The sequence below is a fragment of the Streptomyces kronopolitis genome (assembly GCF_050953795.1).
GTDB lineage: Bacteria > Actinomycetota > Actinomycetes > Streptomycetales > Streptomycetaceae > Streptomyces > Streptomyces kronopolitis_A.
Map to the genome: position 1 here is coordinate 3817198 of NZ_CP191850.1, position 24518 is coordinate 3841715.

The following is a 24518-nucleotide window of genomic DNA, read 5'->3' on the forward strand; positions in this document are numbered from 1 at the left end:
GGCGGCGGCCGCCGGGCACGCTCCGCCCGTGCGCCGCCGGCATCCCGGCCGCTCCGGGGGCCGACGGGCAACCGCCGCCGGCGGCCCCGCCGTTCACCCCTCGGTCAGTCCGTGGCGGGCTTTGCCGCCCGGTGCAGTGCCACCACACCGCCGGTCAGATTGCGCCAGGCCACCCCGGTCCAGCCCACGCCCTGGAGGCGGGCGGCGAGTTCGGGCTGGTTCGGCCAGGTACGGATGGACTCGGCGAGGTAGACGTAGGCGTCCGGGTTGCTGCTGACCGCGCGGGCGACCGGCGGCAGCGCGCGCATCAGGTACTCGGTGTAGACGGTCCGGAACGGTGCCCACGTCGGCTCGCTGAACTCGCAGATCACCAGGCGTCCGCCGGGCTTGGTGACGCGGTACAGCTCCGCCAGCGCGGCATCGGTGTCCTGGATGTTGCGCAGCCCGAAGGAGATGGTGACGGCGTCGAACACCCCGTCCGCGAACGGCAGCCGGGTGCCGTCACCGGCCGTGAACGGCAGCCACGGGTGGCGCTTCTTGCCCTCACCCAGCATGCCGACGGAGAAGTCGCAGGGCACGACGTACGCACCGGCCCCGGCGAACGGCAGCGAGGAGGTGCCCGTGCCCGCCGCGAGGTCGAGCACCCGCTCGGCGGGGCGTGCGGCCACCGCGCGCTCCACCTCCTTGCGCCACAGCCGCGCCTGCCCCAGGGAGAGGACATCGTTGGTGAGGTCGTACCGTGCCGCCACGTCGTCGAACATCGCGGCGACTTCGTGCGGCTGCTTGTCCAGGGATGCTCGGGTCACCCGGCCATTGTCCACCGTGCCCGGTCCCCGGCCCGCACCGGGCACGCCCGGGCGCCGCGACCGGGCCGGGCGGCGGGGCCGGGCGGCGGGCGACGGGGCCGGGCGGCGGGATGCCTGCTTCAGCGGCGGCGGTACACGAGACGGCCGGCCAGCACCGTGGCCAGGCAGCTGCCGTCCGCGGCGAAGACGGCGAAATCGGCAGCCCCGCCGACGGTCAGCGTGCGCCCGCGGCCGGCGGGCAGCTCCGCGAGCCCGGACCGCCGGACGGCGGTGCGGACCGCGGGCCGGGTGAACGGCCCGGTCAGCGCCGTCGTGCCGAGGGACAGCAGTCGCTGGAGGCCGCGGCGGGCGCCGGCGCCCCAGCGTGCCGCGGTCATGTCGAGCGCGGCGAGCGCCTCGCCGCCGACCGGCTCCTCCCCCAGCTCCCCGGCCTCGCGGGGGTCGGGGTGGTAGACGGTCTCCAGCAGCGCGGCGGCGTCCGGTTCGGTCCGGCCGGGGGTCAGCACGCCGTCCCACTCCCGCACCCGCGCCTGGTCGCCGTGGGCCGCCAGCAGCTCCTCGTACGGCCCGATGGCGGCGATCCGGCCGCCGTCGACGAGCACCGCGTGGCCGGCGGCCGGCGCCCCGTCGGGGGTGCGCCGGACACCGCGCACGCGGTGAAGTGTCAGCACCGCGGGCTCAGTTGGCCTCGACGAGCTTCAGCTCCGGATGGGCCGTGCCGCCCTCGAGCGCCGTCGAGGACAGATGCGAGACGGCCTTGTCGTCGACCGGGTCGTTCGCCGGGTCGTCGTGCACCACCAGGTGCTCGTAGGTCGTGGCGCGCTGGGCCGGGACCCGGCCCGCCTTGCGGATCAGGTCGATGATCTCCATGCGGTTGGAGCGGTGCTTGGCACCGGCGGAGGAGACGACGTTCTCCTCCAGCATGATCGAGCCGAGGTCGTCCGCGCCGTAGTGCAGCGAGAGCTGGCCGGCTTCCTTGCCGGTGGTCAGCCACGAGCCCTGGATGTGCGCGACGTTGTCGAGGAAGATCCGGGCGATGGCGATCATGCGCAGGTACTCGAAGAGGGTGGCCTGCGTCTGGCCCTTCAGCTTGTTGTTCTCGGGCTGGTAGGTGTACGGGATGAAGGCGCGGAAGCCGCCCGTACGGTCCTGGACGTCGCGGATCATCCGGATGTGCTCGATGCGCTCGGCGTTGGTCTCGCCGGTGCCCATCAGCATCGTGGACGTCGACTCCACGCCCAGGTTGTGCGCCGCCTCCATGATCTCCAGCCAGCGCTCGCCGGACTCCTTCAGCGGCGCGATGGCCTTGCGCGGGCGGGCCGGCAGCAGCTCGGCGCCGGCGCCCGCGAAGGAGTCGAGCCCCGCGGCGTGGATCCGCTGGATCGCCTCCTCGACGGACACCTGGGAGATCCGTGCCATGTGCTCGACCTCGGAGGCGCCGAGCGAGTGGATGACCAGCTCGGGGTACGCCTTCTTGATCGCGGAGAAGTGCTCCTCGTAGTACTCGACGCCGTAGTCGGGGTGGTGGCCGCCCTGGAACATGATCTGGGTGCCGCCGAGTTCGACGGTCTCCGCGCAGCGGCGCAGGATGTCGTCGAGATCGCGGGTCCAGCCCTTGTCGGTGTCCTTCGGCGCGGCGTAGAAGGCGCAGAACTTGCACGCCGTCACACACACATTGGTGTAGTTGATGTTGCGCTCGACGATGTACGTCGCGATGTGCTCGGTGCCCGCGTAGCGACGGCGGCGGGCGGCGTCGGCGGCCTTGCCCAGCGCGTGCAGCGGGGCGGAGCGGTACAGGTCGAGCGCTTCCTGCGGCGTGATCCGGCCGCCCTGCGCGGCGCGGTCGAGCACGGACTGGAGGTCGGCGTTCTCGGTCACCGGGGCGTCCCTTTCACAGGCGGGCATCACGAACTGAACCAGCCTACGTCAGGGGTCCGACACCCTCACCGCCGGTCAGCTCCCGCCCGGCACCCGTGCCTGGTCAGCGCCGTGACGGCCCGGCGGCCGGCCTGTTCCGGCCGCCCGTCCGCCTCCTCCGGAGGCCGCCGGCGCGGCCCGCCCGGCCGGCTACCCGGCCGCCGACGGGAGCAGTTCCACCTTCACATCGGCAGGGAACCCGGTCGTCGGCCCGACGCGCCGGGCGAACTCCGTGACCCCCCGCAGCTGCTCGGGCCCGAAACGGAAGTCGAGCGTGGTGAAGTAGCGCTCCAGGACGGGCTCGTCGAAGGTCTCCCAGCGGGCCGCCTGCTCGGCGACCTTGCCGACCTCCTCCAGCGACACGTCGCGCGAGGCCAGGAACGCCTCGTGCACCTTCTGCACCACCTCCGGCTCGCGTGCCAGGTACGCACGCCGGGTCGCCCAGACGGCGAAGACGAACGGCAGCCCCGTCCAGTCCTTCCACATCTGGCCCAGGTCGTGGACCTCCAGGCCCAGCCGCGGCCCGTCGTGCAGATTGGCGCGCAGCGCGGCGTCACCGATCAGCACCGCCGCGTCCGCCTCCTGCATCATCACGCCGAGGTCGGGCGGGCAGGTGTAGTAGTCGGGCCGCACGCCGATCTTCTCGGCCAGCAGCAGCTGGGCCAGCCGTACGGACGTCCGCGAGGTCGAGCCGAGGGCGACCCGGGCACCGTCCAGCTGCTCCAGCGGCTTCTGCGAAACGATCACGCAGGACATCACCGGGCCGTCGCACCCGACGGCGAGGTCGGGGAAGGCGACGAGGTCGTCGGCGGCCCGCAGGTACTCCACGAGGGTGATCGGGGCGATGTCGAGGTCACCGCGGACCAGCTGCTCGCTGAGCTTCTCCGGCGTGTCCTTGGTGAGGTCCAGATCGAGCAGGGTGCCCGTACGGGCGAGGCCCCAGTAAAGGGGCAGGCAGTTGAGGAACTGGATGTGGCCCACTCGCGGCCGGCTGCGACGGCGGCCGGCGTCGGCTCCCGCGGGTGCGTCTCCGAAGGTTGAATTGTCCACATGCGGAGGCTAGACCCGTGCCACACGGGCCGGCGCGGCGGGTCGGCATATGGACGTTAGTGCGGTCGGTTAAACGTGATCTTTGGCTCTTCCGCCTCGCGAGCGCACCATGCTAAGCTCAGCGCAAGTTGCAGTTTGGTTTCCCTTGCAGTACAGAGCCTGCGGAGCATGTGACCCCGCAGGCTCTTGTAGTTTCAGACTTCTTTGCAGGTTCTGGAGCAGGGCAACCCTTTGGCCCAAGGAGGGCTTATGGCTACCGGAACCGTCAAGTGGTTCAACGCTGAAAAGGGCTTCGGCTTCATCGCCCAGGACGGCGGCGGCCCGGATGTCTTCGTCCACTACTCGGCGATCAACGCCTCTGGCTTCCGCTCCCTGGAGGAGAACCAGCAGGTGAACTTCGACGTCACGCAGGGCCCGAAGGGTCCGCAGGCGGAGAACGTCACGCCGGTCTAAGTTGCCCGGCCCGGAATTTTTCCAGGTCGTTTCCAGCAGTACCCAAGGAGCCCCGCTCCGCCATTTCGGTGGCGAGCGGGGCTCCTGCCTTTCGCCTGCCGGCGCGGGGTGAATGGCCATTGCATGAATTCTCCTCGTCCGGCACATGACATATCCGTCTCGGGGCGCGGCACCGCGGAATTCCCCCGGCGTCGAGGACGGCGACCGCCGCCGCGTAGACCGCCCTCCGGCCGACGACCGGGAGCCCGCGGAGTGCCGGCCGCCACCCCGCTGTGCAGGCATGTTCCGCCGGCGAGCCCCGCCCGGCCCGGCCCGCGGCCCTGCCGATTCCCGCCGGGATTCCCGCCCCGTACGAGGAACCGTTGAGGCCGCCCCCTCCGCCCCTCCCGCTCCGGCCGTCACCCTCGTTTGGTCACAAAGAAACCGGATCTCGCCAGATACCGGCGCCCCCCGGACAAACACCCGTGCTCCCGGGCACTCACCCAGTGGAAAGCCCCGAGAACCCGAGAAAGCGCCGCGCGCAACAACCGTGAACGACAAGGGTTCCGCCGAGGTGGCGAGCGCGGTGACGACGACGGCGGAAGGTGCGCGACGGGGCGCCCATTCCGGGGAGACGGTGGCGCATTCGTGCCAGTTGTCGAGCATGCCGGAATCCTTGGCCCTCCGCGACGAATCCAGGGAGGCCCGGTTCCGCCGCGGAGACAAGGCGGGGAAAAGGGCGGGAATGGCAACGCATTCGGCGCGCCGGCGGTGGGCCGTAAGGGGACTGCGCCCGCCGACTTCCGGCGCAAGTCCGCTCCGCGCACCACAACGGGCGCGCGGAGCGGCGGACCATGGCCGGGTAAGTCAATACTCCCGAGCCGGGCACGTCATCGGGCTCCGCACTCAGCGGAATTCAGGCATCCGCTCTCCCCGCACAACGGCCGGAATTCTGCGCAACGCCACGTCGAGCACCCAGCCAATGGCGACACGGAACGCACCGATCCGCCGCGCGGGGAAGCGAGCCCCGCCCCCTGCCGCATCGGCCCGCCTCGCCCTCCACGGCCGGTCGGCGCACCGCGCTCTCCGGGCCCCCGACACCCCCGCCGGGCGGGCCCGCCGGCCGGCATATATCGGCGTAAGTCCGCCCCGGCACACAGAAGTTGCTGCCGATGACGAAGTGATCACGGAAAGTGGTCACATCGGAACATGGCGCGGCATACCGTGGGCAGAATGAGCGAGCAGTTGCCCCCACAGAAGACCTGTCCCGACTGTGGCGGCAGAGGCACCGTGGACTGGGAGACGCCTGCCGGCGACCAGGTCACGACGCAGTGCTCCGGTTGCGGCGGCACCGGCACCGTCCTGGCTTAGGGGAGGCGGAGGCGACATGACGACCTTGGGAAGGAACGGCAAGCCGGTCGGCCTGGACGCGCAGTACGTCGGCCGGCTGCCGTGCTCGACCTGCGGGATACGTTCGATGAAGCTGCCCGGCCAACAGGGCGGACTGTGCATTCCGTGCTACGCCGAGGAGTGCGCCGCCGCGGGGCGACGGGCGGCGACGGCCGGGGCGTGGGTGGCGGCGAGCTTCGTCGGAGACCCCTGCCTGGCCTGCGGCTCGCGCTCCGTCGACGCCAACGGCTGGGCCTTCTGGTGCAATTCCTGCGACATGCAGACGGCGGTCGCACTGCCGCCCCGGTGAGCCGGGCCGCCGCGGACGCGACCCGTCAAGAGCGGCGACATCGCACGTCAGACCCCGTGCCACCTCCCCCACAGAGGTGACACGGGGTTCCAGTCTGACGCGTCGGGAGCGAGGCCTCCAGAGCGGGGTCACCCGCTTTCGTAAAGGCTGGCTATGTCTTTGGCGAAATCGCGCGAGACGACGCCGCGGCGGAGTTTCAGCGACGGGGTGAGATGCCCGCTCTCCGGGGTGAAATCCACCGGGAGGACGGCGAAGCGGCGGATCGATTCGGCGCGGGAGACCAGCGCGTTGGCGTCGTCCACCGCGCGCTGCAGGTCGTCGAGCAGGCGCTCGTCACGCAGCAGCTGCTCCTGCGGCACGCTCTGCTTCCGGTGCATCTGGCGCCAGTGGGCGAGGCCGTCCGGATCCAGGGTGAGCAGGGCGGTGACGTAGGGGCGGCGGTCGCCGACGACCATGCACTGGCCGACGAGCGGATGGGAGCGGAGGCGGTCCTCCAGCGGCGCGGGGGCGACGTTCTTGCCGCCCGTGGTCACGATGATCTCCTTCTTGCGGCCGGTGAGGGTGAGGTAGCCGTCGGCGTCCAGGGATCCGAGGTCACCCGTGGCGAACCAGCCATGGTCGGTGACGGGGCGCGCCGCGCCGAGGGCGGCGTCCCAGTAGCCGGAGAAGACGTGTCCGCCGTGGATCAGGATCTCGCCGTCGTCGGCGATCCGCACCGCGCTGCCGGGCAGCGGCCAGCCGACCGTGCCCATGCGGGGCCGGAGCGGGGGCGTGAGGGTGGTGGCGGCCGTGGTCTCCGTCAGGCCGTAGCCCTCGAAGATCTCGATGCCGGCGCCGGTGTAGAAGGCGGCGAGGCGGTGGCCGAGGGGGGAGCCGCCGCAGAGGACGTGGCGGACCCTGCCGCCGAGGGCGGCCCGGATGCGGCGGTAGACGAGCGGGTCGTAGAGCTTGCGGGCGGATTTGAGCGCGACACCGGGGCCGGGGCCCGTCCCGTGTTCGCGGGCCTCGACCGCCTCCCCGTAGGAGCGGGCGACGCGAACCGCCCGGTCGAAGGCGGCAGCCTTGCCCGCCTTCTCCGCGGCGGCCCGGCCGCTGTTGAAGACCTTCTCCAGGACGTACGGGATGGCCAGCAGGAACGTCGGCCGGAAGCCGGCGAGGTCGGCGAGCAGGTCTTCGGTCCGCATGCTGGGGGCGTGGCCGAGGCGGACGCGGGCGCGCAGGCAGCCGACGGCCACCATGCGCCCGAAGACGTGGGAGAGCGGGAGGAAGAGGAGGGTGCCGGCGGGCTCCTCGCCGTCCGAGGTGAAGACCGGGTGCAGCTGCCCGACGGCGTTGTCGACCTCGGCGAAGAAGTTGGCGTGGGTGAGGGCGCAACCCTTGGGGCGACCGGTGGTGCCGGAGGTGTAGATGAGGGTGGCGAGGGCGTACGGGCCGGTGGCGGCGCGGCACTGGTCGACCGCCTCGTCCGGCAGCTCCCGGCCCGCGGCGACGAGTTGGGCGACGGCCCCGGTGTTGAACTGCCACAGGTGGTCCAGCGCGGGCAGTTCGCCGCGCAGTCCGCTGATCAGGCGGGCCTCCTCGACGTTCTCCACGACGCAGGCCCGGGCGCCGGAGTCCGCCAGGATCCACTGCGCCTGGTGGGCGGAGGAGGTGGGATAGAGCGGGACGGTGACCAGGCCGGCCGCCCAGGCGGCGAAGTCGACGAGGGTCCACTCGTAGGTCGTACGGGCCATGATCGCGAGCCGGTCGCCGGGGCGCAGACCGTGCGCGAGCAGGCCCTTGGCGACGGCGCGGACCTCGACGGCGAACTCCGCCGCGGTGATGTCACGCCAGGTGCCGCTGGGCTGTTTGCGGGCGAGCACGACGTCGGCGGGGGCCTCGGCGGCGTTGGTGAAGGGGAGGTCCCCGAGCGAGCCACTACGGACGGGCGGGGCCAGCGGCGGGACGTAGACCTCCCGGACCGCGTCGTCGACCAGGGTCTTGTGGGGCTCCGTCACGGTGCGGGCGGGGGCGTCGGCCGGGTCGGCGGGGGTTCCTTCGGCGGATGGGCCGGTGGCTGCACTGTCCTGGTGGAACACGAGCGGCTCCTCGTTTCGCCTGTGGAGTGCGGGAAGGGTGGGACGCGGCACTGCCCGTAGTGGGGGGCCGCAAGGAGAGCGCGGGCTCCTGGAGGCCGGGCCCGGAATGCCTAAGCGCGGCCCGGCACGGGTCCGTAGGCCACGCCCGGTAACCCCCGGAGCGCGGCAGCCGTCATCGCAACGGCAGCCACCACAGCGACAACCGGCCCCCGGGCCCCACCCGTCCTCGGCATCGACCTACCCGACGCCATCGGACCGTCGGCCACCCACAGCCCGAACACCCCACCACATCAGGGCGGTTGAGCCCGCCCGGCCACGGCGGACACGGCCGCCTGCGGACGGCTCGCCCCCGGCGCGGGCATCCGTGGCACTCATCTGCGACCCAGCTCCTGACCCAGCGGTAACCTTACGTAGAGGTCAACTTATGTGAGCGGCGGGAGCCGGCCAATGGCCGCGCGACACCTTCACCAATTCACCCCACGGACCCCGGTTCCGGGTCACGCGCCGCACACCCGGACCCCGCACACGGACCGGCCACCGCCCGCGGCCACTCCCGCCGCCCCGGTGCGCGGCGCACACCGGCCGCCGCGCACCGCGCCGCGTCACCCCCCGACGCCGGACCGGCTCCCCTGGCCGGCGAGTCCGCCCGGCGCCCACCGCTCCCCGCCCATCATCCGGCCGAGGCCCGCCCAGACGACGTTCATCATCGTGGCCGCACTGTCCTTCGCCGAAGGATGCGCCCGCTCCCCCGAAGTCCCGTCGTCCGACAGGCAGTTGACCCACTCGGCGAGCGACTCGGCCGCGCCGACCAGAGCATGGGCGAGCCCGGCCACCTCGCGGTCGGCCAGCTCACCGACGCAGCCTTTCTCCTTTGCGGCTGCACCCAGCAACTCCGTGACGAATACGACGATCTCCCCCCGCACGGCGGCGACTTCGCGGGCGAACGGCTCGCCGTGCGTACGGGCCTGCTGATGCAGCACGGCCCAGCCCTCCCGGTGCTCGGCGGTGTACGCGAAGAATCCCCGCAGGCCGTTCCACAGCTTGCGATCGGCGCTCTCCCCCGGCTCGACGGCCGCCCGCACCGCCGCCACCAGCGACTCCGACTCCCGCCGGATCACCGCGCTGAACAGGTCGTCCTTCGAATTCAGGTACAAATAGACCAGCGGCTTGGACACCCCGGCCAGCTCGGCGATCTCGTCCATCGAGGCCGCCCGATATCCACGCCGTGCGAACGTCAGCACCGCGGCGTCCAGCATCTGCTGCTCCCGGACCGCGCGCGGCACCCTCTTGCTCTTCACAGCTCCCACCCTGAATACCCCTCCATCCCGCCCCTTTACTGCAAAGTAAGTTTACGATCTCCGCCGCCCGCCCTCCGCGCCCTTGACGCGTTCCCGCCTATCACGAGACGATACGTCTCGTTACGTCGACTGCGACCACCGCCCGGAGGAGAGCCCCGTGCAGCAATTCATCGATGCCGCCCCCGGCATCCGCTTGTGGACCGAACAGCGCGGGCCCGCCGAAGCGCCCCCGCTGCTGCTGGTCATGGGTGCCCAGGCGACAGGCGTCGGCTGGCCGGAGCCCCTGGTCGACGCGCTCGCCGCACACCACCGGGTCATCCGCTACGACCACCGCGACACCGGCCGCTCCACGTGGCCCTTCGAGGAACGGCCCTACCGCATCGCGGATCTGGCCACGGATGTGCGCGCCGTCCTCGACGGTCTGGGCATCGGCCGGGCACATCTCGTCGGCATGTCATTGGGCGGCATGCTGGCCCAGATGGTGCTGGCGGACCACCCCGACCGATGCCTCAGCGCCACTCTCATCGGTACCAGCGCCCTCAGCACCACCCCCTACACCCGCCCGGACGGCAGCACGGTCCCGGCCGGGGAGCTGCCGGGCATCGCGCCCGAGGTCCTGGAGCTGTGGTCCCGCCCCGTCGGGGAGCACGGGGAGGCGGCCGAGGTGGCTCGCCGGCTCACACACTGGCGGGTACTCGCCGGTGACCAACTCCCCTTCGACGCGGACTGGTTCCGCGCACTGGAGCGGCGCGTCATCGCCCACACCGGACACCACCGCACGTCGACCGCGCACGGCCGCGCCGCCGTGGACGGCATGCTCCGCACGGAGCGTCTCGCCGCGAACGAGGTGCCGACCCTGGTCATCTGCGCCCCCGCCGAACCGGTCTTCCCCCCGCCGCACCCCCAGCACCTCGCCCAGTGCGTCCGCGGCGCCCGGCTCGTCGAGATCCCGGGCATGGGCCACGCCCTGCCACCCGCCGTCCACGCGCCCCTGGCCGCGGCGATCCTGGCCCACACGGGAGCGACGGCGGGCTGAGGGCACCGCGGGCACCGGCCCGACCACGACGGTGCCCCGGCCGACAGGGCCGGGGCACCGCACGCTCTCCTCGGGCCGGCCGCCGAAAGCGGCGCCGGCCCACGGCCCGCAGGCCCGGTCCGTGGCGCTAGGCGGCGGCCACCGGGTCCGCGAGCGGCGCCGTCTGCTCCGTGCGCACGGCGTCGGCCGCGGGCGGGGTGATGCTCGTCGCCCCCCGGTACGCGTCGTGGTCGAGGATCTTCTCCCGGGCGGAGACCAGGATCGGGATGACGGACTGGCCGGCGACGTTGGTGGCCGTGCGCATCATGTCCAGGATCGGGTCGATGGCCATCAGCAGGCCGACGCCTTCCAGGGGCAGGCCCAGGGTGGAGAGGGTCAGCGTCAGCATGACCGTCGCGCCGGTCAGGCCGGCGGTGGCGGCGGAGCCGATGACGGAGACGAAGGCGATCAGGAGGTAGTCGCCGAGGCCCAGGTGGACGTCGAAGATCTGGGCGATGAAGATCGCGGCGATCGCCGGGTAGATCGAGGCGCAGCCGTCCATCTTGGTCGTCGAGCCGAACGGCACCGCGAAGGAGGCGTACTCGCGCGGCACCCCGAGGCGCTCGGTGACCTGCTGGGTGACCGGCATGGTGCCAACCGAGGAGCGGGAGACGAAGGCCAGCTGGATGGCCGGCCAGGCGCCGCGGAAGAACTGCAGCGGGTTGACCTTGGCGACGGTCGACAGCAGCAGCGGGTAGACGCCGAACATCACCAGCGCGCAGCCGACGTAGATGTCGACGGTGAAGGTCGCGTACTTGCCGATGAGGTTCCAGCCGTAGGTCGCGATGGCGTTGCCGATGAGGCCGACGGTGCCGAGCGGGGCGAGGCGGATGACCCACCACAGGGCCTTCTGCAGCAGTTCGAGGACCGAGCGGCTGATCGTGAGGACCGGCTCGGCCTTCTCGCCGAGCTGGAGGGCCGCGATCCCGGCGACGGCCGCCATGAAGACGATCTGCAGGACGTTCAGCTCGGTGAACGGCGTGATGATGTCGGTGGGGACGATGCCGGTCAGGAAGTCGATCCAGGAGCCCGCGTGGTCGGGGAGCTTGCCGTCCTTGGGGGTCAGGCCGGTGCCCGCGCCGGGGTGCGTGAGCAGGCCGATCGCCAGGCCGATCGCGACCGCGATCAGCGAGGTGACCATGAACCACAGCAGGGTGCGGGTGGCCAGCCGGGCGGCGTTGTTGACCTGGCGCAGGTTGGTGATCGACACCAGGATCGCGAAGAAGACCAGCGGCGCCACGGCCAGCTTCAGCAGCTGGACGAAGAGGTCGCCGACGTGCTGCAGCGTGGCGGTGAGCCAGCCGACGTCACCGTTCTTGGCGATCCCGCCGAGCACGACGCCCAGGACGAGGCCGGCCAGGATCTGGGCCCAGAACGGGACCTTGGGTATGCGGGACTTGGGGGTCTGGGGCGCCGGTGAGGACGCGGCGGTCTCGGCAGACGTGGACAACGGACACACTCCGGGGACAGGTCAGGCATGGGAAGGCGGCGCGGGGCGCCAGGGGTCGAGCGGCCGCGGAGCGGTTCGAGAGAGCTCGAAGCAGGGGGCCTCCCGCCCGGAGGGCGAGGGGGATCTCCGGCCGCCGGAGGAAACGGTCAGCGGCGGCAACAGGCCGCGGACAGACAGCGGCAGAGATCGACATGCAGGCGCGCCACGAGCGGAATGCTCCTGGGGGACGGGGGCGCGGCTGCGGTCTTCATGTCACGCACATTAACACTTGAACTTTGAGGAACTCAAAGAAAATCTTTTAGTTCTGATGGGCCCGGGGCGCCGGACAACCCGTCAGAAACGCGACAGGCGCCCGGCCATGGAGCAAAGCCCATGGCGGCGGGCGCCTGTCGTGGTGGTGCGGTTGTGAGGTGTCTTACACGAGGGACCGGGCTTACGCCCCGTCCTCCTGGCCGGCGTGGGCCGCGAGCCGCTCGCGCTGGCGGTCGACCTTGGCGACGATCTGCTCGGACATCGCCTCGCGCTGCTTGCGCAGCAGCACGAAGCTGAGCGGCGCGGAGATCACGATGGCGAGCAGCAGCAGCCAGACGGTGTTGGACGCGCCGACGGCCAGCGGGATGACGTGGACGTAGGCCAGCCCCCACACCACGGCGAAGGAGGCGACGAAGAGGCCGATGCGAAGAGCGGTGTAGCGGAGCGTGGCGAACTGGTGGCTACTCACGGATGGGACCTTCTCCTCAACGGCAACCTAAAGGGTCTGCATCCAGTCAAGCACAGCGCTTCGGGCGATCTTCGTGCCCCCCGCCGGTCCCGCGGCTCAGGCCAGCTCCTGCCACATGGTGATGTCGTCCCGGACGTCCCCCTCGGCGACCTGGATCGCGCCGGGGACCCGGCCGACCTCCTTGTAGCCGCAGGACGCGTAGAAGCGGCTGAGGCCGGTGCCGCCGCGGCAGGTGAGCCGGATACCGCGGATCCCGTCGAGCGAGCGGGCGGCGTCGGCGACCGCGGCCATCAGCTCCCGGCCGACCCCCTGGCCCTGGACGGAGGGGTGCACCATGACGGTGTAGGCCCACAGCCAGTGGCGCATCAGCCGGTGGGTGTTGAGGGTGAGGAACGCCGCGGCCAGGACCCGGCCGTCCGGATCGCGGCCGACCAGCAGCCGCGTGTGGCCCTCGGCCATCGACGCCAGATGCCTCAGCAGCTCGGGGCGCACGTCGTCCACGGTCACCGGCGGGACGAAGCCGACGGCGCCGTCGGCGTTGGACACCTCGGTCCACAGCGCGCATATCCCGTCGCGGAGGGCGGGGGTGACGGAAGGGTCCAGGTCGAAGCGGACGTTCATGACCCGGACCCTAACTCCCGCCACTGACAGCGGCCGCCGCCCGTTCAGAGGCGCATCGGCTGGGGCGACTCCCGCCGCTCGGGGTCCGGTCCCGGGTACTCGCGGATGGCCTCGTAGCGGGTGTTGCGCTCGACGGGGCGGAAGCCGGCGTCGCGGATCAGGTCGAGCAGGTCGTCACGGGTCAGCTTGTTGGGCGTGCCGTAGTTGTCCGCGTCGTGCGTGATCTTGTACTCGACGACCGAGCCGTCCATGTCGTCGGCGCCGTGCTGCAGCGCGAGCTGGGTGGTCTGCAGGCCGTGCATGACCCAGAAGCACTTGACGTGCGGGACGTTGTCGAACAGCAGACGGGAGACCGCGAAGGTCTTCAGGGCCTCGGCGCCGGTCGCCATCGTCGTGCGGGCCTGGAGCTTGTTGCGGACCTTGCCGTCCTGCATGTCCACGAAGTCGTGCTGGTAGCGCAGCGGGATGAAGACCTGGAAGCCGCCGGTCTCGTCCTGCAGCTCCCGCAGTCGCAGCACGTGGTCGACGCGGTGGCGGGGCTCCTCGATGTGCCCGTAGAGCATCGTCGAGGGGGTCTTCAGGCCCTTCTCGTGGGCCAGGCGGTGGATGCGCGACCAGTCCTCCCAGTGGGTGCGGTGGTCGACGATGTGCTGCCGCACCTCCCAGTCGAAGATCTCCGCGCCACCGCCGGTCAGCGACTCCAGACCGGCGTCGATCAGCTCGTCGAGGATCTCCGAGGCGCTCAGCCCCGAGATGGTCTCGAAGTGGTGGATCTCGGTGGCGGTGAAGGCCTTCAGGGAGACGTCCGGAAGGGCTTCCTTGAGGGCCTTGAGGGAGCGCGGGTAGTAGCGCCACGGCAGGGTCGGGTGCAGACCGTTGACGATGTGCAGCTCGGTGAGGTTCTCGCCCTCCATCGCCTTGGCGAGGCGGACGGCCTCCTCGATCCGCATCGTGTAGGCGTCCTTCTCCCCCGGCTTGCGCTGGAAGGAGCAGTAGGCGCACGAGGCGGTGCACACGTTCGTCATGTTGAGGTGACGGTTGACGTTGAAGTGCACGACGTCGCCGTTCTTACGCGTGCGCACCTCGTGGGCCAGCCCGCCGAGCCAGGCCAGGTCGTCGCACTCGTACAGGGCGATACCGTCCTCGCGGGTCAGCCGCTCCCCGGCGTGGACCTTCGCCTCCAGCTCACGCTTGAGGCCCACATCCATCGACGCCGCCATCCGGTCGCCTCCAGTCTCTGCCGTATCGGTGCCGTTTCGGTGCCGGAAACGGGCTTCGTCGAGCGTACTCCCCCGTAACAGAGGCGGACGGGGGCCCCTTGGCGCGCCCGTCCGCTCCCGGTGTGCCGTCCGGCGGCCGGTGGGCTACTCGTCCTCTTCGGGCAGCTCGCCGACGCGGTTCTCCCACTTGGTGGAGAGCACGATCGTGGTGCGGGTACGGGAGACGCCCTTGGTGCCGGACAGCCGCCGGATGGTGCGCTCCAGGCCGTCCACATCGCCCACCCGCACCTTGAGCATGTACGAGTCGTCGCCCGCGATGAACCAGCAGTCCTCGATCTCGGCGAGGTCGCGCAGCCGGTGCGCGACGTCCTCGTGGTCGGTCGCGTCCGACAGCGAGATGCCCACGAGCGCGGTGACGCCGAGGCCGAGCGAGGCGGCGTCGACCGTCGCGCGGTAGCCGGTGATCACGCCGGCCGCCTCCAGGCGGTTGATCCGGTCCGTGACGCTGGGCCCGGAGAGGCCGACGAGCCGGCCCAGCTCCGCGTACGAGGCCCGGCCGTTCTCGCGAAGTGCCTGGATGAGCTGCCTGTCCACCGCGTCCATGCCCTCAAGCCTTCCAATCTTTACGCATTTTCGGATTCTGCATGTAGAATCTAAGGCATACAGGGCCTAGACCCTGTGAATCTTTCGGTCTCTGACGTTCTCAGGAGTTGTCACCGTGTACTCGATCGAGATGGCCTACGCCCGCATGCGCGAGCTGCAGGACCAGGCCAATCGTTCACGTGCCCACCGGTCCGCCGCACCTCGGGCCAAGCGCCGCTTCGGCCGCGCCGCCGCAGCCGAGCAGCGCTAGGGAGCGTCCGGGGCGTCCCCTTCCACGGAGCCGCCCCGCAGCTCCCCCTCCCACCGCCGGTACAGCCGGTGCGGCACATCCGCCGCGTCGAGCACCCGGCCCGCGACGAAGTCCACCAGATCCTGGATGTGCGTCGCTCCCGCGTAGAACGCCGGTGAGGCGGGCAGCACCACGGCGCCCGCCTCGTCCAGCGTCACCAGATGCTTCAGCGTCGGACCGTTCAGCGGCGTCTCGCGCACCGCGACCACCAGCCGCCGCCGCTCCTTGAGCGTCACGCTCGCCACCCGCTGCAGCAGATCCTTCGACAGTCCGAGCGCGACCCCGGCCACGCACGCGGTGCTGGCCGGGACGATCAGCATCCCCTTGACCGGGTACGACCCCGACGAGGGCCCGGCGGCCAGATCCCCGGCCGGCCAGAACCGCACCCGCGCCAGGTCCGCCTCGGTCACCGGGAACGTCGACGGCTTGCCGTCCGCCCCGCGCGCCAGCCATTCCCGCAGGTCGGCGCGCCAGTGGGCGTCCCGGAAGGCGATCCCGGTCTCGTCCAGCAGGGTCAGCCGCGACGCCCGGCTGACGATCAGATCCACCGCCTCCCCGGCGGCGAGCAGCCCGCGCAGGACGGACGCCGCGTACGGCGTCCCGGACGCGCCGGAGATCCCCACGACCCACGGACGGCGTCGGCCGGGGTCCTGCTTGCTGGTGTCGTTGCGCGGCGGCTCCACGCCATCGAGCCTATCCGGCGGAACCGTGGACCCCGTCACGGCCGTTCTTACCTGTGCGCCCCTGGCGCGGTCCCGCCGAGGGCCGCCCCGCCCGGGGTCGGGAAGGGACGGCCGGAGATGAGATCACGCGCGAAGCCCGCGCTCTGCCTGATGCTGGGCTGGGTCGCCCTGCTGTGGGTGCTGGAAGGGGTCGACACCGTCAGCGGGGGCGCCCTGGACTCCTTCGGGATCCAGCCGCGCGAGCCCGCCGAACTGGTCGATGTGGTGCCCGCCGCCTTTGTGCACTTCGGCTTCGCCCATCTCGTGGCGAACACCGTGCCGCTGCTGCTGCTCGGCTTCGTCGCCGCGCTGCGCAGCGGGGTGCGGCGCTTCCTCGCCGTCGTCCTGCTGATCGCCCTCACCAGCGGGCTGGGCGTCTGGTTCACGGCCGCGCCGGGCAGCAACACCGCGGGCGTCTCCGGCGTCATCTTCGGCCTCTTCGGCTATCTCCTGGTGCGCGGCTTCATCGAGCGCTCCCTGCTGGACATCGGCATCGGCCTGGTCATCGGCGCGCTGTACGGCTCGATCCTGTGGGGCGCGCTGCCGACGGACAGCCAGATCAGCTGGCAGGGGCATCTGTTCGGGCTGATCGGCGGGGTGCTGGCGGCCTTCGTCTTCCGCGAGCGCGCCCGGTCCGGTGCTGCGGGGCCCGTTGTCGGACCCGTCACGTAGCCTCGGAATCGAACGGGAGCCGCGGGCGGGGACGAGACCCCACTTCGTGCGGTCTCCGCACGCAGCAGGCACTGCACACGGGGGAGCAGACCATGTCCGACTACCAGCAGCAGCCGGGGTACGGGCCGTACGGCGGCGGACCGCAGCAGCCGTACGGCGCGCCCCAGCAGGGCTGGCCCGGCGGCGCGCCCGGCGCCTACGGCTACCCCGGCCCGCAGCAGCCCGGCCACGGCGGCCGGCCGTCGCCGGGCTCGGCGAACTCCGCGATGTGGGCCCATCTCGGCACCCTGCTGGTGATCGCCGGCGGCTCGGTGATGTGCTGCGGTCTGGGGGCGCTCCTCGGCTGGATCTTCCCGCTGTCGGTCCGCAACAACGCGCGCCACAGACAGGATCCGTACGTCCGCCACCACGCCACCCAGGCGCTGAACTTCGGCATCACCCAGGCCGTCATGGCGGCCATCGGCGTGGTGCTGTACTTCGGCAGCGCCCTCGTCTTCGCCGCGGCCGCCTCGGAATCCCAGCGCCAGAGCTCCGGTCTGGCCGTCCCCCTGCTGACCGTCGCCGCCATCATGGGCGTCTACGGCATATCCGGCCTGGTCTGCGCGATCATGGCCACGGTCAAGGCCACCCGCGGCGAACTGTGGACCTACCCGCGGCTGATCGCCTGGCCGCTCAGCAAGGGCTGAGCGGCGGATCCGGCGGGGCCGCCGGTGGCCCGCGCGTCAGGGCCGACGGCCGCGGGCCGGCCCGTCCGCCGCGGGCCGAACCGGCTTCCGTGCACGGACCGTCCGCCGCCCGGACCGCTCCCCGTCCCCGGATCGCGCTGCGTGCTCCGTCCTCAGACCGTCAGCCCGCGCACCAGCAGATCCAGCAGCGCACAGACGAAGAGCGCGATCCCGATGAACCCGTTGACCTGGAAGAACGCCCGGTTGAGCCGGCTGAGGTCGTGCGGCTTGACGATCGTGTGCTCGTAGAGGAAGGCCGCCGCCACGATCACCAGCCCCAGCCAGAAGAACACGCCGGCGCCGGTCGCCAGCTCGTACCAGACGAACAGCCCGGTCGTGACGAGATGACAGCCGCGCGCCCCGCGGATCGCGGCCGGGATGCCGAAGCGGGCCGGGACCGAGAGCACCCCGACCTCACGGTCCGTCTCCACGTCCTGGCAGGCGTAGATCAGGTCGAAGCCGCCGATCCAGATGCCGACCGCGAGGCCGAGGATCACCGCGTCCCAGGACCAGCTCCCGGTGATGGCCAGCCAGGCGCCGATCGGACCCATCGCCTGGGCGAGGCCGAGGATCGCCTGCGGGAAGTTCGTGAACCGCTTGCCGTACGGATACACCACCATCGGCACCACCGCGATCGGCGCGAGCACCAGGCACAGGGTGTTGAGCAGTGCCGCCGCGCCCAGGAAGACGACGAGCGCGATCAGCGCGCCCGTCCACGCCGACTTCACCGACACCGCGCCGGTGACCAGCTCCCGGTGCGCGGTGCGCGGATTGCGGGCGTCGATCTCACGGTCGATGATCCGGTTCGCCGCCATCGCGAAGGTCCGCAGACCGACCATGGCGACGGTGACGAGCAGCAGCCGGCCCCACTGGAGGTGCCGGTCCGCCTCGTACATCGCGGTCAGCGCGGCGATATAGGCGAAGGGCAGCGCGAAGACCGAGTGCTCGATCATCACCAGGCGCAGGAACGCCTTGGTCCGGCCCGGCTGCGGGACCGCCGCGGATGCGCTGCTCACGAGAGTCCGTACTCCTTCCAGCGGCGGTCGACCAGCGCCGCCGTCCGCGGGTCCGACTCGACCATCTCCGGCCAGCCCCCGTCGCGCGTGTAGCCCTCCTCGGGCCACTTCCGCGTCGCGTCGATACCCGCCTTGCCGCCCCAGAACTGCTGGTAGGAGGCGTGGTCGAGATGGTCGACGGGACCTTCGACGACGGTGAGGTCGCGGGCGTAGTCGGTGTTGCCCAGCGCCCGCCAGGACACCTCGTGGAGGTTGTGCACATCGCAGTCCGCGTCCACGACCACGATCAGCTTGGTCAGCGACATCATGTGCGCACCCCAGATGGCGTGCATCACCTTCTGGGCGTGCTTGGGGTACTTCTTGTCGATCGAGACGATCGCGCAGTTGTGGAAGCCGCCGGACTCCGGCAGGTGGTAGTCCACGATGTCCGGGACGATGATCTTGAGCAGTGGCAGGAAGAACCGCTCCGTCGCCCGCCCCAGCGGGCCGTCCTCCGTCGGCGGGCGCCCCACCACGATCGACTGGAGCAGCGGCCGCTTCCGCATCGTCACGCAGTCGATGGTCAGCGCCGGGAAGGGCTCCTGCGGCGTGTAGAAGCCGGTGTGGTCGCCGAACGGGCCCTCGGGCAGCATCTCGCCGGGCTCCAGCCAGCCCTCGATGACGACCTCGGCGTGCGCCGGCACCTGGAGCGGCACGGTCTTGCAGTCGACCATCTCGATCCGCTTGCCCTGGAGGAAGCCGGCGAAGAGGTACTCGTCGATGTCACCGGGCAGCGGCGCGGTCGAGGCGTACGTCACGGCCGGCGGGCAGCCGAAGGCGATGGCGACCGGCAGCTTCTCCCCGCGCTTGGCGGCGACCTGGTAGTGGTTGCGGCTGTCCTTGTGGATCTGCCAGTGCATCCCGATGGTGCGCTTGTCGTGGCGCTGGAGGCGGTAGAGGCCGAGGTTGCGCACCCCGCTCTCCGGGTGCTTGGTGTGCGTCAGCCCCAGGTTGAAGAAGGAGCCGCCGTCCTCGGGCCAGGTGAACAGCGCCGGCAGCCGGTCCAGATCCACCTCGTCGCCCTGGAGCACGACCTCCTGGACGGGCGCGCTCTCGCCCTTCACCTTCTTCGGCGGCACGTGCGTCATGCCGGCGAGCTTGCCGAACGCCTCGCGCACCCCGACGAAGCCCTGCGGCAGTTCGGGCTTGAGCAGCCCGCCGATCTTGCCGCTGATGTCCTCGTACGCCTTCAGGCCCAGCGCCTTCAGCAGCCGGCGGTCGGTGCCGTAGACGTTCATCGCGAGCGGCATCGCGGAGCCCTTGACGTTCTCGAAGAGCAGCGCCGGGCCACCGGACTTCTGCACCCGGTCCACGATCTCGCCGACTTCCAGATACGGATCGACCTCGGCCTTGATGCGCTTGAGGTCGCCCTCCCGCTCCAGTGCGCGCAGGAACGAGCGAAGATCGTCGTAAGCCATGCCGTCCAGTATCGGGTACGCACTACCCTGGACGGGTCACCGGGCCCCGCCGAGGGCCCGCCGCCGCGCGCAGGGGGCTCCGTTCCGCAATGCTCAGGTATCTGCCCTTCCTCCTGGTGCCAGCGCTGTGGATCTACGCGTTCATCGACTGCCTGAACACCCCCGAATCCCAGGTGCGCGGCCTGCCCAAGGTCGTCTGGGTGCTGATCGTCCTGCTCTTCGGCGAGGTGCTGGTCGGGCCGGTCGCCTGGCTGGTGGCCGGCAAGCGGCGCCGGCCGGCCCGGGCCGACGGCTCGACTCCCCTGCCCTGGCACCGCGACCGCGGCACCACGTGGGTCGCCCCGGACGACAACCCCGAGTTCCTCCGCTCCCTCAAGGACGAGCACCCGCGGGAGGAGAACCGCCGGGACGAGACCCGGCTCAAGGACTGGGAGGCCGACCTGCGCCGCCGCGAGGAGGAGCTCCGCCGCAGGAACGGCGGTACGGCGGACGGCCCCGGAGAGGTCTCCTGAGCCCACCGCCCCGGCGTACGGTGTGGCCATGGACCGTACGCAGGACTGGGACCCGGACCGCGACGCACTCCGGCCGCACGGCCACCCCTCCGCCCGCGCCATGCTGGCCACGGCCCTCGCCGAGGCCCGCGCCGGCCTCGCCGAGGGCGGCATCCCGATCGGCGCGGCCCTCTACGGCCCCGACGGCACCCTCCTCGGCCGCGGCCACAACCGCCGCGTCCAGGACAACGACCCCTCCCTGCACGCCGAAACCGCCGCCTTCCGCGCCGCCGGCCGCCAACCCGGCTACCGCGGCACCACGATGGTCACCACCCTCTCCCCCTGCTGGTACTGCAGCGGCCTGATCCGCCAGTTCCACATCCCCCGCGTCATCATCGGCGAGGCCCACACCTTCCCCGGCGCCCACGACTGGCTCACCCGGAACGGCACCGAGATCGTCCTCCTCGACGACCCCGAATGCAGAGAACTGATGCGGGAGTTCACCGAGGCACGGCCGGAGCTGTGGCGGGAGGACATCGGGGGCGGGTGAGGGGCCACCGGGCGCCCGGCCGTGCGACGCAGCGGATCCACACCCGCATTCCGGCGGCCAGGCCTGTCCGGCACAGAGCCACAGCTACGCCGAACCCCCGCCTCGCTACGCCGAAGATCCTGACCACTACGCCAAACTTCGACACAGAGACGCCTCATCGGACTCACGCTACGCATGAATATGGCCACCCAAATATGCGAGATGAGCATCCGCGCACAATACTTGTCAGTCAGTCACATAAACCGACCGGCGTGCATAGATTCCCTTCCCAGACCTGACGATCCGTCGCCCCGGAAAGAGGGCGCTGTCGGGTTTCCGGGAGGAACACATGCCCAAGGTCCACATTCCCGTGATCGGGTACGAGCAGGGCGGCCGCCAGATGCTGGTGACCTCCATGAGCCCTGTTGATCTGGTCCGTATGGTCTCCAAGCCCGAGGCCTGGGACCCGGTCAAGACCACCGCCCACGGCAATCGGCCGCGCGATACCGCGCACCTCAAGGGCATCGTCGCGTACCTGGAAGAGGAGGAGCATTTCGTCCTCGGCGCGGCCGTCCTGTATCTGACGGAGAAGGAGGCCACCTTCACCCCGGCCGAGATCCCGGGCCTCACCCGGGAGACGGACGCCGCTCGTGTCGGCAGCCTGTCGGTGGACATCGGCGCGAAGTTCGACATCGGCGACGGCCAGCACCGCATCGGCGCATACGAGAACATCGTTTCCACCCGCGACGAGGACGACCCCGTCCTCCAGCGGCTGCGCAATTCGGGGCAGCCGGTGATCGTCGTCATCGAGGACGACCACCGTCGCCGGGCACAGGACTTCGCCGACCTCCAGCGCAATGTCAAGGCCCCCACGCAATCGATGGGCCAGTCGATGGACCGGCGTCAGCCCATCAATCGAGAGCTCGGGGAGCTCTTCGACGTGGTGCCGCTGTTCGACGACCGGATCGAATATTTCAAGGACAACCCCGGCAAGCTGTCGGCCAAGTTGTTCAGCTTCAAGACGGTGCGGTACGTGTCGGGCCTTCTCCTCGTCGGCAATGCCTACCGCAGCCCGTCCAGCATGGACAAGGCGGTCAACGCGCTCTTCGAGGGGGAACAGGCCGAAGCCTCGCGCGCCAAGCTGAAGGAATTCTGGACGGCACTGGGCGAGCTGGTCCGGTTCGCCGACGTGGTCGACGGCACGATCAAGGCGCCGGAGCTGCGCCAGGCGACGTACCTCACCTCCGCCGGCGTGCTCTATGCCCTCGCGTACGCCACGTACTCGGCCCAGCGCTCGGGCATCCCCCTCACCGAAGCGGTGCAGGCACTCGACACGGTGAGCTTCGACCGGCCTACCAAGTCCGAGGGGCTGACCGGCGAGGACACGATCTTCGCGGGGAGCCTCATCGACCCCGACACGGGGAAGCTTCAGGCCGGCCGTACCGCGTGGGAGACGGCCGCGAAGACGCTGCTGGAGGTCATCCGCGAGAAGGCCGGCGAGGCCACCGCATAGCCGGCGCCGGCCGCCGGGGGCACCGGCCACCGCGTCTCCACCCGTGGAGGGATCCTTCCGATCGTCGGCGGGATGCCGGCCTGCGGTTTCGGCGTCTGGATGCGCTACCTGGTGGTTGCCGTCCCCTGGCTGCTGCGCCGGGTACGGGTCGAGGACGGCCTGATGCGCGGCCGGTTCGGCCCTTCCTACGAGGCCTCCGGCGCGCGTCTCCCGGCCCTGACCCCGTGGACGCGTCCGCCCCTGGCCGGCCCCGGGGGTGCCGACGGCGAGCGGCGGTAGCGGCCGCTGATGCCGTTCCGGGAGTGCCCAAAGGGCCCTCCCGGCGCCGCCCGACGGGCGTGCCTACCCGGCACCCGGGGGAACTCCGGGGCTTGGCCGCGTGTCCTGGTGCGGCGTGGCAAACACGTAGAGCGGGGCACGCGGGGTCCGTTGTGCGCTGCTTCGTGTGGCGTACGGGGCGTAGCGGCGGTCGGCCAACTGGCAACCGTTCACGGCCAATTGCTGCATCGTTCAGCAACCTCCCCCTGCCCGGGAAACTCAGCCGCAGCCACAGTCAAGTCGGCCCACTGAGGGCTCACGCGACTCAGGGAGAGTGGCACATATGCCTGACATGACCCGACGCAGACTCCTCGGCTCCGCGGCCGGCGCGGTCGGCGGCGCCGCCGCGCTGGCGCTGCTTCCGCCCAGCGTCCAAAAGGCCGTCGCCGCCGGACCCGCTCGTCACGGCTCACTGCACGACATCGAGCACGTCGTCATGCTCATGCAGGAGAACCGCTCGTTCGACCACTACTTCGGCACCCTGCGCGGGGTACGCGGCTTCGCCGACCCGGACGCGCTGACGCTGCCCGACGGCCGGTCCGTCTTCCACCAGCCGGACACCGTGAACCCGGACGGCTATCTGCTGCCGTTCCGCCTCAACACGCACACCTCCAGCGCCCAGGCCATCCCCTCCACCAGCCACGCCTGGTCCGTGCAGCACGACGCGTGGAACGGCGGCAAGATGGACCGCTGGCTGCCCGCGCACCGCAAGGCCGACGGGGTCAACGGTCCGTATGTGATGGGCTATCACACCCGCGAGGACATCCCCTTCCAGTTCGCCCTCGCCGAGGCCTTCACCCTCTGCGACAACTACTTCTGCTCGGTCTTCGGCCCCACCTGGCCCAACCGGCTGTACTGGATGACCGGCACCCTCGACCCGGGCGGCACCCGCGGCGGCCCGGTGCTCAACAACACCGCGCCCAAGCCGTACCGCTGGACGACCTACGCCGAACGGCTGGAGGCGGCCGGCATCAGCTGGAAGGTCTACCAGGAGGAGGACGACTACGGCTGCAACCTCCTGGAGCAGTTCCAGACGTTCCGGGACTCCCAGCCGGGCCAGCCGCTCTACGAGCGCGGGATGCGCCCGCAGCCGGCCGGCACCTTCGAGGACGACGCCCGGGCCGACCGGCTCCCGGCCGTCTCCTGGCTGATCCCCACCAGCCACCAGTCCGAGCACCCGGACTACCTGCCGGCCGCCGGCGCCGACTACGTCGCCCAGAAGATCGAGGCGATCGCGTCCAACCCGAAGGTGTGGGCCAAGACGGTCTTCATCCTCAATTACGACGAGAACGACGGGCTCTTCGACCATGTGCCGCCGCCGGTGCCGCCCGCGGGGACGAAGGACGAGTTCGTCCAGGGCCTGCCGATCGGCGGGGGCTTCCGGGTGCCGTGCATGATCATCTCGCCGTGGACGGTGGGCGGCTGGGCGGCCGGCGAGGCCTTCGACCACACCTCGGTGCTGCAGTTCCTGGAGCGCTGGACGGGTGTGGCCGAGCCCAACATCAGCGACTGGCGGCGGTCCGCGTTCGGCGATCTGACCTCGGCGTTCGGCTTCCGCGAGGCGGCCCGCCGGCCGCCGCGGCTGCCGGACGACACCGCCGAGCAGCTGGCCGAGGCGCAGTGGGACGTGGCGCATCTGCCGAAGCCGACGCTGCCGGGCGCCGGGCAGCGGCCGCCGCGCCAGGAACGGGGCCGGCGCAGGCGCCGCTAGGGATCCCGCACGGCCTGCGGCGCCCCGCCCCGGGCCGTGCGCCCCGCCCCGTGAAACGGCGGTGCCGTACGGAGCGGGGGCTCGTCAGGAGCCCCGCCTCCGTAC

Annotated in this window: 26 protein-coding genes; 12 read left to right on the forward strand and 14 right to left on the reverse strand. The window is 71.2% G+C overall.

Features of this window, described 5'->3' with window-relative positions; all coding sequences use genetic code 11:
- Positions 1–104 precede the first annotated feature (104 nt).
- The 4 genes from ACQP17_RS16765 to ACQP17_RS16780 all read right to left on the reverse strand — a co-directional run bounded on the left by ACQP17_RS16765 (position 105) and on the right by ACQP17_RS16780 (position 3773).
- Positions 105–806 carry a demethylmenaquinone methyltransferase gene (locus ACQP17_RS16765; protein ID WP_433857011.1) on the reverse strand — a complete coding sequence of 234 codons (702 nt, stop codon included), beginning with the start codon at positions 804–806 and terminating at the stop codon, positions 105–107.
- Positions 807–925: 119 nt separating this feature from the next.
- Positions 926–1477, reverse strand: a complete 552-nt coding sequence (locus tag ACQP17_RS16770) for an imidazolonepropionase-like domain-containing protein (protein WP_433857012.1) — start codon at positions 1475–1477, stop codon at positions 926–928.
- A gap of 7 nt (positions 1478–1484) precedes the next feature.
- Positions 1485–2684 (reverse strand): cyclic dehypoxanthinyl futalosine synthase, encoded by a 1200-nt coding sequence (gene mqnC / locus ACQP17_RS16775; protein WP_433857013.1) that lies wholly within the window; start codon positions 2682–2684, stop codon positions 1485–1487.
- A 189-nt stretch (positions 2685–2873) separates the two neighbouring features.
- Complete coding sequence (locus ACQP17_RS16780) at positions 2874–3773, reverse strand: menaquinone biosynthetic enzyme MqnA/MqnD family protein (protein WP_433857014.1); 900 nt, start codon at positions 3771–3773, stop codon at positions 2874–2876.
- Between the two features lie 249 nt (positions 3774–4022).
- On the opposite strand from ACQP17_RS16780, the gene ACQP17_RS16785 reads away from it, so the two are divergent.
- The 3 genes from ACQP17_RS16785 to ACQP17_RS16795 all read left to right on the forward strand — a co-directional run bounded on the left by ACQP17_RS16785 (position 4023) and on the right by ACQP17_RS16795 (position 5904).
- Positions 4023–4226: a cold-shock protein gene (locus ACQP17_RS16785; RefSeq protein ID WP_003984261.1), complete on the forward strand. Its 204-nt coding sequence runs from the start codon at positions 4023–4025 to the stop codon at positions 4224–4226.
- Between the two features lie 1212 nt (positions 4227–5438).
- Positions 5439–5576 carry a hypothetical protein gene (locus ACQP17_RS16790; RefSeq protein ID WP_189102357.1) on the forward strand — a complete coding sequence of 46 codons (138 nt, stop codon included), beginning with the start codon at positions 5439–5441 and terminating at the stop codon, positions 5574–5576.
- Positions 5577–5592: 16 nt separating this feature from the next.
- Entirely contained in the window at positions 5593–5904 is a 312-nt protein-coding gene (locus ACQP17_RS16795; protein ID WP_364880320.1) for a hypothetical protein, read from the forward strand.
- A gap of 128 nt (positions 5905–6032) precedes the next feature.
- Here ACQP17_RS16795 and ACQP17_RS16800 read toward each other — a convergent pair whose 3' ends face one another.
- Complete coding sequence (locus tag ACQP17_RS16800; protein WP_433857015.1) at positions 6033–7982, reverse strand: AMP-dependent synthetase/ligase; 1950 nt, start codon at positions 7980–7982, stop codon at positions 6033–6035.
- A gap of 602 nt (positions 7983–8584) precedes the next feature.
- Positions 8585–9289: a TetR/AcrR family transcriptional regulator gene (locus ACQP17_RS16805; RefSeq protein ID WP_433857016.1), complete on the reverse strand. Its 705-nt coding sequence runs from the start codon at positions 9287–9289 to the stop codon at positions 8585–8587.
- Positions 9290–9437: 148 nt separating this feature from the next.
- Here ACQP17_RS16805 and ACQP17_RS16810 point away from each other — a divergent pair, with 148 nt between their 5' ends.
- A complete protein-coding gene (locus ACQP17_RS16810; protein WP_433857017.1) occupies positions 9438–10316 on the forward strand; it encodes an alpha/beta fold hydrolase in 879 nt (292 codons plus the stop codon).
- A gap of 127 nt (positions 10317–10443) precedes the next feature.
- Here ACQP17_RS16810 and ACQP17_RS16815 read toward each other — a convergent pair whose 3' ends face one another.
- The 5 genes from ACQP17_RS16815 to ACQP17_RS16835 form a co-directional block, all read right to left on the reverse strand.
- Positions 10444–11805 carry a dicarboxylate/amino acid:cation symporter gene (locus ACQP17_RS16815; protein ID WP_433857018.1) on the reverse strand — a complete coding sequence of 454 codons (1362 nt, stop codon included), beginning with the start codon at positions 11803–11805 and terminating at the stop codon, positions 10444–10446.
- A 433-nt stretch (positions 11806–12238) separates the two neighbouring features.
- Positions 12239–12526, reverse strand: coding sequence for a DUF4229 domain-containing protein (locus ACQP17_RS16820; RefSeq protein ID WP_433857019.1), 288 nt, complete (start codon positions 12524–12526; stop codon positions 12239–12241).
- Between the two features lie 96 nt (positions 12527–12622).
- Positions 12623–13147 (reverse strand): N-acetyltransferase family protein, encoded by a 525-nt coding sequence (locus ACQP17_RS16825; RefSeq protein ID WP_433857020.1) that lies wholly within the window; start codon positions 13145–13147, stop codon positions 12623–12625.
- A gap of 44 nt (positions 13148–13191) precedes the next feature.
- Positions 13192–14355, reverse strand: a complete 1164-nt coding sequence (gene mqnE, locus ACQP17_RS16830) for an aminofutalosine synthase MqnE (protein ID WP_433859921.1) — start codon at positions 14353–14355, stop codon at positions 13192–13194.
- A gap of 156 nt (positions 14356–14511) precedes the next feature.
- Entirely contained in the window at positions 14512–14970 is a 459-nt protein-coding gene (locus tag ACQP17_RS16835; RefSeq protein WP_364884458.1) for an Lrp/AsnC family transcriptional regulator, read from the reverse strand.
- A 115-nt stretch (positions 14971–15085) separates the two neighbouring features.
- Here ACQP17_RS16835 and ACQP17_RS16840 point away from each other — a divergent pair, with 115 nt between their 5' ends.
- Positions 15086–15220, forward strand: a complete 135-nt coding sequence (locus ACQP17_RS16840; RefSeq protein WP_268240334.1) for a hypothetical protein — start codon at positions 15086–15088, stop codon at positions 15218–15220.
- Here ACQP17_RS16840 and ACQP17_RS16845 read toward each other — a convergent pair.
- Positions 15217–15942 carry a UbiX family flavin prenyltransferase gene (locus tag ACQP17_RS16845; protein WP_433857021.1) on the reverse strand — a complete coding sequence of 242 codons (726 nt, stop codon included), beginning with the start codon at positions 15940–15942 and terminating at the stop codon, positions 15217–15219. The two genes, ACQP17_RS16840 and ACQP17_RS16845, sit on opposite strands and share 4 nt — an antisense overlap.
- Positions 15943–16059: 117 nt before the next feature.
- Here ACQP17_RS16845 and ACQP17_RS16850 point away from each other — a divergent pair, with 117 nt between their 5' ends.
- Positions 16060–16653 (forward strand): rhomboid family intramembrane serine protease, encoded by a 594-nt coding sequence (locus ACQP17_RS16850; protein WP_433857022.1) that lies wholly within the window; start codon positions 16060–16062, stop codon positions 16651–16653.
- A gap of 92 nt (positions 16654–16745) precedes the next feature.
- A complete protein-coding gene (locus ACQP17_RS16855; RefSeq protein ID WP_433857023.1) occupies positions 16746–17339 on the forward strand; it encodes a DUF4870 domain-containing protein in 594 nt (197 codons plus the stop codon).
- 152 nt (positions 17340–17491) lie between these two features.
- Here the strand turns inward: ACQP17_RS16855 and mqnP are convergent, their stop codons facing one another.
- Complete coding sequence (mqnP, locus tag ACQP17_RS16860) at positions 17492–18394, reverse strand: menaquinone biosynthesis prenyltransferase MqnP (protein ID WP_433857024.1); 903 nt, start codon at positions 18392–18394, stop codon at positions 17492–17494.
- Entirely contained in the window at positions 18391–19851 is a 1461-nt protein-coding gene (locus ACQP17_RS16865) for a menaquinone biosynthesis decarboxylase (RefSeq protein ID WP_189102335.1), read from the reverse strand. The genes mqnP and ACQP17_RS16865 overlap by 4 nt, the downstream gene beginning before the upstream one ends.
- An 89-nt stretch (positions 19852–19940) precedes the next feature.
- Here ACQP17_RS16865 and ACQP17_RS16870 point away from each other — a divergent pair, with 89 nt between their 5' ends.
- From ACQP17_RS16870 to ACQP17_RS16890, 5 genes are all read left to right on the forward strand, one after another.
- The gene (locus ACQP17_RS16870) at positions 19941–20363 is read left to right on the forward strand and encodes a PLD nuclease N-terminal domain-containing protein (protein ID WP_433857025.1); all 423 of its coding nucleotides are present in this window, start codon (positions 19941–19943) and stop codon (positions 20361–20363) included.
- A gap of 28 nt (positions 20364–20391) precedes the next feature.
- A complete protein-coding gene (locus ACQP17_RS16875; RefSeq protein WP_433857026.1) occupies positions 20392–20892 on the forward strand; it encodes a nucleoside deaminase in 501 nt (166 codons plus the stop codon).
- A 328-nt stretch (positions 20893–21220) separates the two neighbouring features.
- Positions 21221–22384 carry a DNA sulfur modification protein DndB gene (locus ACQP17_RS16880; RefSeq protein WP_433857027.1) on the forward strand — a complete coding sequence of 388 codons (1164 nt, stop codon included), beginning with the start codon at positions 21221–21223 and terminating at the stop codon, positions 22382–22384.
- A 72-nt stretch (positions 22385–22456) separates the two neighbouring features.
- Positions 22457–22663 (forward strand): hypothetical protein, encoded by a 207-nt coding sequence (locus tag ACQP17_RS16885; RefSeq protein ID WP_433857028.1) that lies wholly within the window; start codon positions 22457–22459, stop codon positions 22661–22663.
- A gap of 322 nt (positions 22664–22985) precedes the next feature.
- Positions 22986–24413 carry an alkaline phosphatase family protein gene (locus ACQP17_RS16890; RefSeq protein ID WP_433857029.1) on the forward strand — a complete coding sequence of 476 codons (1428 nt, stop codon included), beginning with the start codon at positions 22986–22988 and terminating at the stop codon, positions 24411–24413.
- The last annotated feature ends 105 nt before the right edge of the window (positions 24414–24518 follow it).

Bases quoted from the DNA above. Each gene is read 5' to 3' on its own strand.
- ACQP17_RS16785 (WP_003984261.1), top strand. From the start codon at position 4,023: ATGGCTACCGGAACCGTCAAGTGGTTCAACGCTGAAAAGGGCTTCGGC.
- ACQP17_RS16790 (WP_189102357.1), top strand. From the start codon at position 5,439: ATGAGCGAGCAGTTGCCCCCACAGAAGACCTGTCCCGACTGTGGCGGC.
- ACQP17_RS16795 (WP_364880320.1), top strand. From the start codon at position 5,593: ATGACGACCTTGGGAAGGAACGGCAAGCCGGTCGGCCTGGACGCGCAG.
- ACQP17_RS16825 (WP_433857020.1), bottom strand. From the start codon at position 13,147: ATGAACGTCCGCTTCGACCTGGACCCTTCCGTCACCCCCGCCCTCCGC.
- mqnE (WP_433859921.1), bottom strand. From the start codon at position 14,355: ATGGATGTGGGCCTCAAGCGTGAGCTGGAGGCGAAGGTCCACGCCGGG.
- ACQP17_RS16835 (WP_364884458.1), bottom strand. From the start codon at position 14,970: ATGGACGCGGTGGACAGGCAGCTCATCCAGGCACTTCGCGAGAACGGC.
- ACQP17_RS16850 (WP_433857022.1), top strand. From the start codon at position 16,060: ATGAGATCACGCGCGAAGCCCGCGCTCTGCCTGATGCTGGGCTGGGTC.
- ACQP17_RS16855 (WP_433857023.1), top strand. From the start codon at position 16,746: ATGTCCGACTACCAGCAGCAGCCGGGGTACGGGCCGTACGGCGGCGGA.
- ACQP17_RS16865 (WP_189102335.1), bottom strand. From the start codon at position 19,851: ATGGCTTACGACGATCTTCGCTCGTTCCTGCGCGCACTGGAGCGGGAG.
- ACQP17_RS16870 (WP_433857025.1), top strand. From the start codon at position 19,941: ATGCTCAGGTATCTGCCCTTCCTCCTGGTGCCAGCGCTGTGGATCTAC.
- ACQP17_RS16875 (WP_433857026.1), top strand. From the start codon at position 20,392: ATGGACCGTACGCAGGACTGGGACCCGGACCGCGACGCACTCCGGCCG.
- ACQP17_RS16880 (WP_433857027.1), top strand. From the start codon at position 21,221: ATGCCCAAGGTCCACATTCCCGTGATCGGGTACGAGCAGGGCGGCCGC.
- ACQP17_RS16885 (WP_433857028.1), top strand. From the start codon at position 22,457: ATGCCGGCCTGCGGTTTCGGCGTCTGGATGCGCTACCTGGTGGTTGCC.
- ACQP17_RS16890 (WP_433857029.1), top strand. From the start codon at position 22,986: ATGCCTGACATGACCCGACGCAGACTCCTCGGCTCCGCGGCCGGCGCG.